Annotated in this window: 11 protein-coding genes; 6 read left to right on the top strand and 5 right to left on the bottom strand. The window is 59.5% G+C overall.

The window, feature by feature from the left end; genetic code table 11:
• Positions 1-8 precede the first annotated feature (8 nt).
• From RB216_RS10730 to RB216_RS10720, 3 genes are all read right to left on the bottom strand, one after another.
• Positions 9-1,259 (bottom strand): glycoside hydrolase family 68 protein, encoded by a 1,251-nt coding sequence (locus RB216_RS10730; RefSeq protein ID WP_028619691.1) that lies wholly within the window; start codon positions 1,257-1,259, stop codon positions 9-11.
• A 251-nt stretch (positions 1,260-1,510) separates the two neighbouring features.
• The gene (locus RB216_RS10725; RefSeq protein ID WP_308908673.1) at positions 1,511-2,449 is read right to left on the bottom strand and encodes a pectate lyase family protein; all 939 of its coding nucleotides are present in this window, start codon (positions 2,447-2,449) and stop codon (positions 1,511-1,513) included.
• 240 nt (positions 2,450-2,689) lie between these two features.
• Entirely contained in the window at positions 2,690-4,189 is a 1,500-nt protein-coding gene (locus tag RB216_RS10720) for a CoA-acylating methylmalonate-semialdehyde dehydrogenase (protein ID WP_028619689.1), read from the bottom strand.
• 109 nt (positions 4,190-4,298) lie between these two features.
• Between RB216_RS10720 and RB216_RS10715 the strand changes: the two genes are divergently transcribed.
• The 5 genes from RB216_RS10715 (at position 4,299) to RB216_RS10695 (ending at position 8,422) form a co-directional block, all read left to right on the top strand.
• Positions 4,299-5,240, top strand: a complete 942-nt coding sequence (locus RB216_RS10715) for a LysR family transcriptional regulator (RefSeq protein ID WP_068933959.1) — start codon at positions 4,299-4,301, stop codon at positions 5,238-5,240.
• 133 nt (positions 5,241-5,373) lie between these two features.
• Entirely contained in the window at positions 5,374-5,637 is a 264-nt protein-coding gene (locus tag RB216_RS10710) for a hypothetical protein (RefSeq protein ID WP_308908672.1), read from the top strand.
• 84 nt (positions 5,638-5,721) lie between these two features.
• Positions 5,722-6,666, top strand: a complete 945-nt coding sequence (locus RB216_RS10705) for an ornithine cyclodeaminase family protein (RefSeq protein ID WP_308908671.1) — start codon at positions 5,722-5,724, stop codon at positions 6,664-6,666.
• Positions 6,663-7,796: an NAD(P)/FAD-dependent oxidoreductase gene (locus RB216_RS10700; protein WP_068933964.1), complete on the top strand. Its 1,134-nt coding sequence runs from the start codon at positions 6,663-6,665 to the stop codon at positions 7,794-7,796. Before RB216_RS10705 ends, RB216_RS10700 begins: the two co-directional genes overlap by 4 nt.
• A complete protein-coding gene (locus RB216_RS10695) occupies positions 7,796-8,422 on the top strand; it encodes a helix-turn-helix transcriptional regulator (RefSeq protein WP_010211240.1) in 627 nt (208 codons plus the stop codon). Before RB216_RS10700 ends, RB216_RS10695 begins: the two co-directional genes overlap by 1 nt.
• A 121-nt stretch (positions 8,423-8,543) precedes the next feature.
• Here RB216_RS10695 and aotJ read toward each other — a convergent pair whose 3' ends face one another.
• Positions 8,544-9,320 (bottom strand): L-arginine-binding protein AotJ, encoded by a 777-nt coding sequence (gene aotJ / locus RB216_RS10690; RefSeq protein ID WP_308908670.1) that lies wholly within the window; start codon positions 9,318-9,320, stop codon positions 8,544-8,546.
• Between the two features lie 260 nt (positions 9,321-9,580).
• Between aotJ and RB216_RS10685 the strand changes: the two genes are divergently transcribed.
• Entirely contained in the window at positions 9,581-11,263 is a 1,683-nt protein-coding gene (locus tag RB216_RS10685) for an AMP-binding protein (protein WP_236318764.1), read from the top strand.
• A gap of 4 nt (positions 11,264-11,267) precedes the next feature.
• Here RB216_RS10685 and RB216_RS10680 read toward each other — a convergent pair whose 3' ends face one another.
• A complete protein-coding gene (locus RB216_RS10680; protein WP_028619682.1) occupies positions 11,268-13,433 on the bottom strand; it encodes a TonB-dependent receptor in 2,166 nt (721 codons plus the stop codon).
• Positions 13,434-13,481: the final 48 nt, after the last annotated feature.

Genomic DNA, 13,481 nt, shown 5'->3' with positions numbered 1-13,481 from the left:
TTAGTGAGTTACTGGCTCAACACAACATCGCGCATCGCCGGGATGTAACCGTAGTCGTAAGCCTCCTGCACAAACGAGCGATCGCCTTTCAATACAATCCTCACGGTGGGTGCTTCGGTGCCGCCGATGCGGTAGTCATCGCCGCTGGTGGGCACGCTGTCGATAAACGAGGTCACCAGGCCATTAGGCATCACGCAATGGGAATACGTCTGGAATGGCTGCGAAGGCGGATTGCCAAGCACCAGACCGGAAGCGTTCATCAGCGTATAGGGACCAAACAGGTGATCACTGACAAACCCATAAACGCCATCCGGGCCGGTCACGCCGTCCGCGTAAGTGAATTTGTGGCTGATGGTGAACAGGTAATACTTGTCGTCCTGGAACACATAGTGCGGACGCTCGGTCTGGTCGTTGACCCCCACCGCAGTGACCAGGGGCGGCAGAATTTCCCACTCGTCACCGTTAAGGTCTTTGGCCACGGCGATGCCGATGCAGCCAACCTGATAACGTGCCCCGCCGACATCTTCATGCCCTGGCGGCACCAGGCCTATTTCATTCGGGCCCACTTCGTGAGTCCCGCGCTCGCCGGCAACGTTGCCTTCAAACACCATGTACAACTTGCCATCTTTGGGATCGATAAAGGGGCTGGGATCGCGAAAGTTCCAGGTCGAATTTTGCGCTTCGGTTTGGTAATAGATGCCGTCGGCATCAAACAGTGATTTGACCTGATCAAAGCCCTGCAGGGTAACGCCGGTATCCGACGTAACCACTTGGCCCCTGACTTTGGCAATGGTGGCGCCCGGTGTGACGCAGGTGTAGTACAGGTCGATATCACCGTTGTTATTCAGCAGGATCGGTGTGCCTGCCCATTCACGCGTGGTCGGCGAAACCCCTTCGGCCATGACCCGGCCGCCGAAGATCCAGTCCTTGCCGGTGCGCGAGTACCAATAGCAGATACGCGCATGGCCATGGCGGTCTTCCCAATCGCGCTTGATGTCGTAGCGGCCATCGGCGTTGATGAATTGTGGGTCATGGGGACGACGGTCGGCGGTCAGGGTGAAGATCACCGACCAGCCATTGACCGATACCACCGTGCCATCCAGTTCACGCAAGGGCATGGTGTCCCAGATAAAGACCGTGTCACTCATGACAGGAAAGTCAGGACTCACTAACGGCTGTGTCGTCGTCGGGTCATTCTCATTAACTTTCAGCGCATCGGCCCGTGTCCAGCGAGTGGGTGTGTGATTCGCGTGTTTCATGATGATGTCCTTTTGCTGACGCTTAAGTGACAAGCGAAGATTAAATAGCACATGACAGCCAACAACTTAATAGTGGCCGAAAGAGCAAGAGATAGTTGGCTCCGCAAGTGCGAAATAAGGTTTAACATGGAAACCTACCTGTCGCAACATGAAGAATTATTTAGATTACAAAGGCCATCACTGTATTTATATCCTTGATATAAATACAGTGGCACCCGTATTAAATGATCGTTAAGTAGAAAGCTAGCTAATCAACTACCAAAGATCAGGACTACCGACTGGGCGCCGGCATTCTTCTGGGTAAAGTCCTTGGCTTGTGCGGCGGTCTTCAAGGTATAGCCATAGTTGGAAAGGGCCGTCCATTGCGCTTTAGGCGACTTCTGATTGGTGATCGGCGGGACACTGTTGGTATCGGTGAACGTGCCAGTGCCTTTGTCGTCCAACATGCCTTTATTTTGGCTACCTTCGCCAAAGTAGTTACTTTCAGAAAGGATATTGGCGTTTTGTGCCAGGGTAAAACCGAGGTGGAAGTTATTGATGTAGTTGTTGTACACATGAAAATAACCGTAACGCATCAAGCCAGGCGCACGCACTTCCATGTTGTCGAAGCGGTTATGGCACAGCGTCAGGCGCGGATAACCATTGAACTCTGCTTTATTATCATCCGCCGGGTGGCCGAAGATCAGGCCATACTTGTGGCTGCCAAAGAAGCAGTTGCTGATGGTGGCATAATCGGCCTTTTCACCGATATACAGCAGTTTATCTTCACTGCCGTCAGTGGTGGACCAGCTGTGCCCGACGAAAGAGCAATGGTCAATCCAATACTTGCTGCCGTAGTTCAAGTAGACCTGAATATCATCATTGGCCTTGATATTTGCCGAATGCTTGAAGATAAGATTCTGCAGAATAATGTTCTGCGACTGCGCCGTTGCACGCAGGTGAATATTCTCCAGGGTGCGGTTCTGGAACGAGCCAATCAGGGTCTTGTTGGCGCCCATGTTGACTTTAGTCAGGCTCGACGCCGAGATATTACTGTTGATCACCAGTACCCGTGGGGTGGTATCGCCGATATTAGCCTTGAGTTGATCGAGTGTGGTGATACTGACCACAGGGCCGGACCAGCCACCTGTCACTTTTGCCGCTTGGGCGAAACCGGTCAAACCGGTGAGTTTGCTTTCTGGATAGGACATGAGTTCCCTCTCTATCAATAAAATGGCTCGGTAAGACGAGCCTGTGCATCAAGTTAATCCGTTAACTTGCACACAGTGTTTGGCAGGACTGAGGTTGCCGGATGTTGGTCGATCAGCGCTTAAACACTGTGTTTATGTACAGTATTCTCGATTCACCGGATCGTCAACCCTTACGCAGCCAAAAAATGTGGGAGGGGGCAAGCCCCCTCCCACATTTACCCTGCTGTGTTCTTTTGGCCGTTACTTGGACACAGGCATCGCAAACTCCGCGCCCTGCTCGATGCTCTCCGACCAGCGCTGCATGATCGACTTCTGCTTGGTGTAGAAGCGCACGCCCTCAGTGCCGTAGGCATGCATGTCGCCGAACAGACTCTTCTTCCAGCCGCCGAACCCGTGCCATGCCATCGGCACCGGGATCGGTACGTTGATGCCGACCATGCCCACTTCAATCCGTCGTGCAAACTCGCGGGCGATATTGCCGTCGCGGGTGAAGCAGCTCACGCCATTGCCGAATTCGTGGTCGTTGACCAGCTTGATCGCTTCGCCGAAGTCATTCACGCGCACGCAGGCCAGCACCGGGCCGAAGATTTCTTCGCGGTAGATGCTCATCTCTTTGGTCACGTGATCAAACAAAGTCGCGCCAAGCCAGAAGCCGTTTTCCAGGCCCGCTTCGGTGGGCACGTAGTCGCGCCCGTCGAGCAGCAGTTGCGCGCCGGCCTGTACGCCTTGTTCGATGTAGCCGCTGATACGCTCCAGCGCCGCGCGGGATACGATCGGGCCCATTTCGGCCTTAAGGTCGCGGCCGTCGGTGATGCGCAGTTGCTTGGCACGCTCGGTCAAGGCGGCGATGACTCTGTCACCTACATCGCCCACCAGCACGGCGACGGAGATGGCCATGCAGCGTTCGCCGGCACTGCCGTAGGCGGCGCCCATCAGGGCGTCGACGGTTTTTTCGATATCCGCGTCGGGCATCACCACCATGTGGTTTTTGGCGCCGCCCAGGCCTTGCACGCGCTTGCCATTGCGCGCGCCGGTCTCGTAGATGTATTGGGCAATCGGGGTAGAGCCAACGAAGCTCACGGCCTTGACGTCCGGGTGTTCGATCAGCGCATCAACCGATTCCTTGTCGCCCTGCACCACGTTGAACACGCCTTTGGGCAAGCCGGCTTCGCGCAGCAGTTCGGCCATGAAAAGCGACGCGCTTGGGTCGGTCGGGCTTGGCTTGAGGATGAAGGTATTGCCCGCCGCGATGGCGATCGGGTACATCCACATTGGCACCATCACCGGGAAGTTGAACGGTGTAACACCGGCCACAACGCCGAGCGGTTGGCGCATCGTCCAGTTGTCCATGCCACGGGAAACCTGGTCGGAGTGTTCGCCCTTGAGCAGGTTGGGAATGCCGCAGGCAAATTCGAGAATGTCGATGCCACGGTCGACTTCACCCTGGGCGTCGGTAAAGACCTTGCCGTGCTCGGCGACGATGATGCGCGCCAGGTCATCCTTGCGTGCACGCAGCAGGTGCAGGTATTCGAACAACACGCGGGCGCGGCGGATGGGTGGAGTGTCGGCCCAGTCGGCGAAGGCAGCCTGGGCAGCGGCCACGGCTTCGGAGACAGTTTGGCGGCTGGCCAGGGCGACGCGGCCAGTCTTTTCGCCGGTGGCCGGGTTGTAGACGTCCTGATAGCGATCATCGCGGCTCACGCGCTGGTCGTTGATGTAGTGCTCGATTGTGGTTGTCATGGCAGTAAATCCCAGGTGGGTAGCGTTGGGACACACCATAGGCTTCCGATTTGTTCCAAACCAGAGCAGAATCCAGAACTTATTGTCCATTAATGCGAACAATACAATTATGGAAAAAACTGAGATCGAAGGGCTGTGGACCCATATTCACTGGCTGTCGGTGCTGGAAGAACAAGGCACCTACACCGCCGCTGCCGCGCGTCTGGGCGTCAGTAAGTCCGCCGTGAGCCAGCGCATTTCTGACCTGGAAAAAGCCACCGGGACGCGGTTGGTAACGCGGACCACACGCAGCGTCAGGCTGACCGATGCGGGGTTGTCGCTGACCCGTGAAGTGCGCAGCGCCTACGAGCAAATCGCCCGCAGCTTCTCGTCTGTGCGCGACTCGGTCGGAGAGATTCGCGGGCTGGTGCGGCTGACGGCGCCCGTGGCGTTTGCCCGTCAGCAATTGGTGCCGCATCTGTCGGAGTTTTTGCAACAGTACCCGCAGGTGCGCATCCAACTGGATGTGTCGGACGCCCTGAGTTCTCTGGCCGCCGAAGGGTACGACCTGGCCGTGCGCCACGGTTTCCAGGTGCCGGAAACCCATGTGGCCTGGAAGCTGTGCGACACCGGCTCGGTGCTGGTCGCCACCCAGGATTACCTGCAGCGCCACGGCGAACCGCGCGAACCCGGTGAGCTGTCCACCCACAACTGTCTGTTCTACCCACGAGGCACCGATCAGCCTGCCTGGACCTTCGAACGCGGCACTAAACACGTCGAACGCCTCACCGTGCCCATCGCCGGCAGCTTCGCCACCAATAACAGTGAAGCCCTGCGCGATTCGGCGCTCAACCACCTGGGCATCGCCCTGCTGCCGGACTTCAGCGCCCATGCCGCCCTATCCAGCGGCAAGTTGGTGCAGGTGCTCAAGGGCTGGACGCTCAAGGGGGCGTTTGCCGATGAGATCTATTTGATCCGACCGTACTCGCCGCATGTGCCGAAGGCGGTGAGTGAGCTGGTCAGTTACTTGAAGGGGAAATTGTCCGGCGGGTTTCAATACAAAACCCACTAATGGCCTGGTCAAATCAACTTTAAGTGGATCTTTTTAAGGAACCAATTGGCCCGTAGGATTCTCTTGCGGCCACAACACTCCAGGCCGTTGCAGCTCCATCTCAAGGGCTCCCGTGCGGGGAGTATTGATCATCATGAACTGGAACATCGTCCCCTCCACCGCCTTTCAAACCACCGCTGCGGTGATGTCCGCCATTGCCCTGCTCGGCTGCCAGCCACCCACGCGGGCTGACTTCATCAAGTACCCGTCGTTGCAGCAACGCTGGTCGATGATCTGCGACCCGCGCAGCAACCTCGCCGAGGCAAATGTGCAGGGCTGCAAGAATTTCCATGAGTGGCAAGCAGCCAGCCGCGGACCGGTGCTGGGCAATCTGATGAATCAGAACCTGGGTAAGTAAGGCGTCAGCTTTTTTCTCGCAGGATATTGCTCGGCAGAACTAAAAGTCCATAATGGACAAATTAGTTTATCCGTGGAGACACCGATGTCCAGCACACCCCATGTGATCCATCAGGCCCAAGCCCGCGAGTTGCTCGGTCAAATCGATGTACCGCAGATCCTGCGCAAACTGTTCCGTGACCTGGCAACCGGGCAAGCGGTGCAGCCGGCGCAACAACTCGTGGAGTTCCCGCAAGCGGCGGGCGACTTCATCAACTACCTGGGCGTACTGGCCGAGGATGGGGTGTACGGGGTCAAGACTTCGCCCTACATCGTGCGTGAACAAGGCCCGCTGGTGACGGCCTGGACCTTGCTGATGTCGATGCAGACCGGCCAACCATTGCTGTTGTGCGATGCGGGCGAACTGACTACGGCACGTACTGCGGCAACGACTGCACTGGCGGTGGATGCATTGGCGCCTTTGGCAGCGCGACGATTGGCGATCATCGGCAGTGGCAAGGTGGCCCAGGCGCACCTGCACTATGTGAAAGGCTTCAGGGATTGGCAGAGTATCAGTGTGTTTTCGCCAAGCCTGGTCAATGCATCCGCCGATGCTATCGCACACATCAAGCATCTGGACCCACGGGTAAACATCACTCACAGCTGCGAGGCGGCGGTGGCCGATGCAGACGTGATCCTGCTGTGCACGTCGTCGGCCACGCCGGTGCTCGATCCGGCGTGCCTGAGCAAACCGGCGCTGATCACGTCGATCAGCACCAACGCTCCGCGTGCCCATGAGGTCTCGCCGCAAAGTCTCGGCGCGATGCAGGTATTCTGCGACTATCGCCGTACTACCCCAGGCGCGGCGGGTGAAATGCTGATCGCCGCTGAACAACACGGCTGGGACCCGCGCACCGTGGCTGGTGACCTACCCGAATTACTCAGCGAACAAGTGCAGTGTCCGTCCTACGACCGCCACGTATTCTTCCGTTCCATAGGCCTGGGCCTGGAAGACATCGCCCTGGCCAATGCACTCTGGAGACAGTTATGAGCCACGCAGACTTCATCATCATCGGCGGCGGCATTGCCGGCGCGTCCACGGGGTTCTGGTTGTCGCAGCACGGCAAGGTGTTGGTGCTGGAGCGCGAAAACCACCCGGCCTATCACTCCACCGGGCGCTCAGCCGCGCTGTACACCGCCGCCTATGGCACCCCGCAGGTGCGCGCGTTGACCCTGGCCAGCCGAGATTTTTTCGACAACCCACCCGCCGGTTTCTGTGAACACCCGCTGCTGACGCCACGGGGCGAAATGACCGTGGATTTCATTGGCGATGCGGCCGAGTTGAACGCCCAGTACTTGAGCGCCAAGGCCACCGTGTCGCAGGTGCAATTGCTCAGCGCCGACGAAGCCTGTGGAAAATTGCCGATCCTGCGCCGCGAAAAAGTCCACGGGGCGCTGTATGACCCCACCGCCAGCGACATCGATACCGACGCCCTGCACCAGGGCTATCTGCGTGGCATCCGCCGCAACGGCGGCGAAGTGCGCACCGACAGTCATGTGCTCGGTTTGAGCCGCGACGCTGACGGCATCTGGCACGTGCAAACCCAAGACACAACCCATACCGCGCACGTCATCATCAACGCTGCCGGGGCCTGGGCCGACCATATCGGCGGGCTCGCCGGCGCCGCATCTATCGGCTTGCAGCCCAAGCGGCGCTCCGCGTTCATCTTCGCCGGTCCCGAAGGCATCGACAGCCACCATTGGCCAATGCTGGTGGCACTGGACGAATCCTTCTACATGAAACCCGACGCTGGCATGTTCCTCGGCTCACCGGCCAATGCCGATCCCGTGGAACCCCAGGATATCCAGCCCGAAGAACTGGACATCGCCCTGGGCATCTACCAGATCGAAGAAGCCACCACCCTGACCATCCGCCGCCCGACCCGTACCTGGGCCGGCCTGCGCAGCTTTGTGCACGACGGTGATCTGCTCTCGGGTTTCGACCCGATGATACCGGGCCTGTTTTGGGTAGCGGCACAAGGCGGCTATGGCATCCAGACCTCGCCAGCCATGGGCCAGGCCAGTGCTGCATTGGTGCGTGGCGCGCCGCTGCCGGAGGCTCTGACGCAGTTCGGCCTCGACGCTGGTATGCTCTCCCCTGCCCGCCTGGAGCCCCATTGATGAACACCGCTGAACAAGACAAGGTCATGCAGAACTTCCGTGCGATGGCTGACGCCATCGCCACCCTGTTCTTCCCCCACGCCGAAGCGGTGTTGCATGACCTGCGCTCGCAAAAAGTCGATTACATCGCCAACAATCTGTCCAAGCGCAGCATCGGTGATGACTCGGCGCTGGAGGACATGCTCAGTGATGACGTCAGCGATGTGAACATAGGCCCGTACGAAAAGCTCAACTGGGACGGTCAGAAAATCCGCAGCCTGAGTACCGTGCTGCATGACCACAAAGGTCGTCGGCTGGCGGTGCTGTGCATCAACCTGAATATCTCACTGTTTGAAAATGCCAAGGCGGCGCTGGACCTGTTCCTGTCGCCGAGCAAACTGATCCCGCAACCGGACTCGCTGTTTCGCGATGACTGGCAGGAGCGCATCAACACATTTCTGCATGCGTGGATGCGCGAGCGTCAGTTGAGCCTGAACCTGCTGACCCGTGACCACAAGCGTGAGCTGGTGCTGGCGCTGCACGCCGAAGGGGCGTTCAAGGGCAAGAGCGCCTCGAACTATGTGGCCAATGTGCTGGGCATGGGGCGGGCGACGGTCTACAAACACCTGAAAGAGTTGAAGGGCTGATCGACTTACCCCTTGTAGGAGCGAGCTTGCTCGCGAAAAAGTCACTGACGACGCGTTAAGCCATAATGAACGCATTATCGTTAGCGTTTTTCGCGAGCAAGCTCGCTCCTACAGGGGGCAATCAATCGCCGTAGATGTCGGACTTGAAGTACTGCTGCGAAATCTCCTGGTACTCACCACTGGCACGAATGCCATCGATGGCCGCGTTCAACTCGCTGACCAACTCGGTATTACCCTTGCGCACCGCAATCCCTGCACCCTCGCCCACGTATTTCGGGTCCTTGAGTTCCGGACCGACAAACGCGTAGCCCTTGCCCCGTGGCATTTGCAAAAAGTCATTCAGGGGAATGGTGTCGGCAAAGATCGCATCCAGCCGCCCGGCCGCCAGGTCCATGTAGATCTCTTCGTTATTGCTGTAGCGCTTGACGTTGATGCCCTTGGGCTCGAACACCTCGGTGGCATACCGGTCGGTGGTGGTGGCGCGCTGTACGCCGATGGTCTTGCCCTTGAGGCTGGCATATTGGTCATCTACCACGGCGCCTTCCTTCATCACCAGCCGCGATGAGGTGAAGTAATACTTGTGGGTGAAATCCACCGACTTCTTACGGTCTTCGTTGATGGTCATGGACGACAACGCCATGTCGATTTTCTTCACCTTGAGCGAAGGAATCAGGCCGTCGAACTCGCCTTCAACCCATACACACTTGACCTTCATCTGCGCGCACAGCGCATTACCGATGTCGTAGTCGAAGCCGACGATCTTGCCTTCTTCCGTCTTGGACGCGAACGGCGGGTAAGCCGCCTCAATGCCGATGCGCAGGGTTTTCTCGGCGGCCATCAAATGGCTGGAGGCAAGTAAGCCTAGGGCCAATGCGGTGATAAAGGGGCGCTTCTTCATGGAGTGTTCTCGCAAGTTGTTGTTGGTTTGGCAAGCCTGAAGAAAGAGATGAAGCCAGTTTTTTGTACTTATAATTCCATATTGGACTTTTACGTCTTTATCGTCAATCACCCTGCTTGGCGGTTCAACACCCATGACTTTTTTGCACAACGCAACGGTGTTTTTGAGCGTTCTGCTCTGATTTCTGCGTGCCTATACTCGGTCCAGCTTCTCGGTTCAGCCGAGGCAAAGTCCCACAACAATAATTAAGGACAGCCACCATGACCCAGCCCTTCCTGGCCGCTCGGGATTTTCTGCTCGCTCACCGCACCGACTACGCCACCGCCGTACGGGATTTCCGTTGGCCGCAACTGGGCGAATTCAACTGGGCCCTGGACTATTTCGACGCCATGGCTGAGGGTAATGCGGCGGATGCGCTGTGGATCGTAGAGGAAGACAACAGCGGGCAGCGCTACAGCTTCCAGCAACTGGCTACGCGCTCCAACCAGGTGGCCAACCACCTGCGCGCCCTCGGCGTGCGCCGGGGTGATCGTGTGTTGTTGATGCTCGGCAATGATGTGGCGTTGTGGGACACCATGCTTGCCGCATTCAAGCTCGGCGCGGTGGTCATCCCGGCCACAGCGTTGTTGAACCCCGATGACCTGCGCGACCGCATTGAGCGCGGGCAGGTTCGTCACCTGGTGGTGGGTGAAGCACATGTGCACAAGTTCGCCGGGCTGGCGGACGGTTGCAGCCGCGTCTGTGTGGGGTCTGCCCCTGCCGGTTGGGTCGCGCACAACGCGGCCTTTGAATACCCCGAGCAGTTCGAGGCCGAAGGCCGCACCCTGGCCACCGATCCGATGCTGCTGTATTTCACGTCCGGCACCACGTCCAAGCCGAAGATGGTGCTGCACAGCCACCAGAGCTACCCCGTCGGCCACCTGTCGACCATGTACTGGATCGGCCTGCAACCGGGCGACCTGCACCTGAATATCTCATCACCGGGTTGGGCCAAGCACGCATGGAGTTGCCTGTTCGCCCCGTGGAATGCCGGCGCGTGCATCTTTATCCATAACGTCGCGCGGTTCAGCGCGCCGGCCTTGCTCAGTGCGTTGGAACGCTACGGCGTGACCAGCCTGTGTGCGCCGCCCACGGTATGGCGCATGCTGATCCAAGAGGATCTCGCCAGCTACAAATCACGCTTGAGCCTGCGCGAACTGGTAGGCGCCGGTGAGCCGCTGAACCCGGAAATCATCGAACAGATCCAGCACGCCTGGGGCTTGCCGCTGCGTGATGGTTTCGGCCAATCGGAAACCACTGCCCTGGTGGGCAACACGCCCGGCCAGGTGCTCAAGCCCGGTTCCATGGGCCGCCCGTTGCCGGGTTATCAGGTTGCGCTGCTTGACCCGGACGGCATTCCCGGCAACGAAGGCGAAGTCGCCCTGCCCCTCGACGTGCGTCCGCTCGGCCTGATGCTCTGCTATGAAGACAGCCCGGAGAAAACCGCCGAGGTCATGCGTGACGGCTACTACCGCACCGGCGACACCGCGCAGATCGACGCCGACGGCTACATCACCTTCGTCGGTCGCGCCGACGATGTGTTCAAGGCCTCCGACTACCGCATCAGCCCATTCGAACTGGAAAGCGCCTTGATTGAACACCCGGCGGTCATGGAAGTGGCTGTGGTGCCGAGCCCCGACCCGTTGCGCCTGGCGGTGCCGAAGGCGTTCCTGATCCTGGCCCACGACGCAGCGGGCAGCCAGGAACTGGCCCGGCACATCTTCGCCTTCGCCCGCGAAAATCTCGCCCCTTACAAGCGGGTGCGACGCATCGAGTTTGTCAGCGAGCTGCCCAAGACCATCTCCGGAAAAATCCGCCGCGTGGAGCTGCGGCAGATGGAGGTGGTGCGGCGCCAAAGCGACACACGCGGTGAACAGGAGTATTTCGAAGAGGACTTTGCCTGACCGGTCAGAAGTCCACCGTGGCCGACAGCTGCAAGGTGCGCGGGTAACCCGGCGAGAAGGCGCCGTACGAGGCCACGCCCGACCAGTACTCACGGTCAAACACGTTCTGTACGGTCGCGCGGAAGGTCGTTGGCCGGCCTTCGATCTTGGTCGCATAACGCGCGCCGGCATCGATGCGCGTCCATGAATCCAGTTCCTGGGTGTTGGCCTGGCTGACGTACTGGCTATCGGTGTAGATCGCACCGCCGGTGAGGGTGAAGCCTTCCAGCCACGGCGTGTCCCACTCGGCCCAGAGGTTGGCCTGGATATCCGGCACGCCTACCGGTTTATTGCCACGGTTGGCGGCAGTCGCGGACCGGGTCAGCTCGCCATCGAGGAAGGTCACGCCGCCCATCAAGCGAGTGCCGGGCGCCACTTCGCCGAACATGCTCAGTTCGAGGCCTCGGTTACGCTGTTCGGCCTGTACTGAATACACACCGTTGGCGCCCAATTCGCCGCTGGGCTTTTCAATCTGGAACAGCGCCACGGTGGTCACGAAGGTGCCGTGCTCATACTTCACGCCAAGTTCGTGCTGCTTGGACTCGTAAGGTGCAAACGTCTCGCCGGCATTGGCAGCGGTACCGGGGGCGATATCACCTTTACTTAGGCCTTCAACATAGTTGTAGTAGAGCGACACATCCTCCCAAGGCTTGAGCACCACCCCCACCAACGGCGTGGTGGCGTTGTCTTTGTAGCGCGAGCTGACCACACCGGTGGCGCTGTAGTTGCGCGACTCGATGTCCTGGCGGCGCACGCCCAACGTCAGCTGAATGCGGTCATCCAGAATCCCCAAGGTGTCGGTCAGCGCCACGCCGGACAGTTCCGATTCGGAAATGCGCAGCACCTTCGGCGTGTTGATCGATTGCTTGGGCGTGTCGACCGGATGGTAGATGTTGGAGCGGATCTCCGTGCCGTTGGTGATGCCCCGCGACAGTTCATCTTGGTAACGGGTCGCCATCAATGTGGTGGTGTGGGTGACCGGCCCCGTGGCGAACAGCCCGCGCAGGCCCACGTCAGCGGTCGAGCGGTCGACGTTGAATTTATAGTAGCCCGGGATATTGCTGGTGTCGCCGGCGTCATTGAGGATGCGCGGCACCTGGTCGGACATGCGCTTCACATCCGACTTGCCGCCACCGGCATGGACGAACACGGTCAGGTTGTCGTTGAGGTCGTATTCGCCGCCGAGCAAGGCCGATTGCTCCTTGGTATCGGACCAACCCCATTTCTGCGGCAGGCTGGTGCGGCCATTCGGCGCGGACGGAACTTCTACTCCTGGCGCAATGGTGAAGGGCCGCGAGGCGCCCTCCCAGCTTTCCTTCTGGCTGATGTAGTCGAGGTTCAGGCGCAGGCGCTCACCGCGATAATCCAGGGCAATGGCGCCGATACCGACGTCGCGGTTCTGGTTGTCCACGGCGGTATCGCCGCCCTGCAGGCTGCCGTTGAAGCGCACGCCAAACTGGTTTTCGTCACCGAAGCGTCGGCTGATATCCAGGTGACCGCCCACTTGGGAGTCCGAAGCGTAGCTGCCGGTGAAGCGCGTCAAATCCTGGTCCAGCGGGCGCTTGGGCACGATGTTGATCACCCCGCCCACGCCGCTGTTCGGTGAAATCCCGTACATCAACGCGCCCGGTCCCTTGAGCACTTCGACGCGCTCAGCGTACTCGGTAAACGCCCGGTAGTTGGGCGCCACGCCGTACACACCGTCGTAGGCCAACTCGCCCAGGTTGCCCTCGCCGATGGCAAAGCCCCGGATGAAAAACGAATCGACAATACCGCCAGTCTGGCCGGTTGAGCGCACCGAAGGATCCCGCTCCAACGCATCGGCCACGGTCACCGTTTGCAGGTCGGCCAGGGTCTTGGCGGTGTAGCTGGTGACGCTGAACGGCGTGTCCATCACGTCCTTGTTGCCCAGCATGCCCAAACGCGCGCCACGGGCGACCTGGCCACCGGCGAGTACCTCCGGCAAGTCGGTGGGGCCGTGGTAAACGGCGTTGACGTTCGTCGCGTCAAGGGTCAGGCTTTGCGCGCTGTCGTCGGTCGACGCCTGGGTGGCAGCCCAGGCGTTGGTGCTAGCGGCGGCGAGCATCAGGGCAGTACGGACAGCGAGGGTTAACCGGCTGGCAACGGGCATGGCATCAGGGTCCTTTCATCGTGAGAAATGAGCATTACCCCTGATGCC

The organism is Pseudomonas canadensis, from assembly GCF_030980095.1.
Classification (GTDB): domain Bacteria; phylum Pseudomonadota; class Gammaproteobacteria; order Pseudomonadales; family Pseudomonadaceae; genus Aquipseudomonas; species Aquipseudomonas canadensis.
The sequence above is the reverse complement of the archived record's forward strand: the minus strand, read 5'-3'. Positions and strand labels throughout refer to the sequence as shown.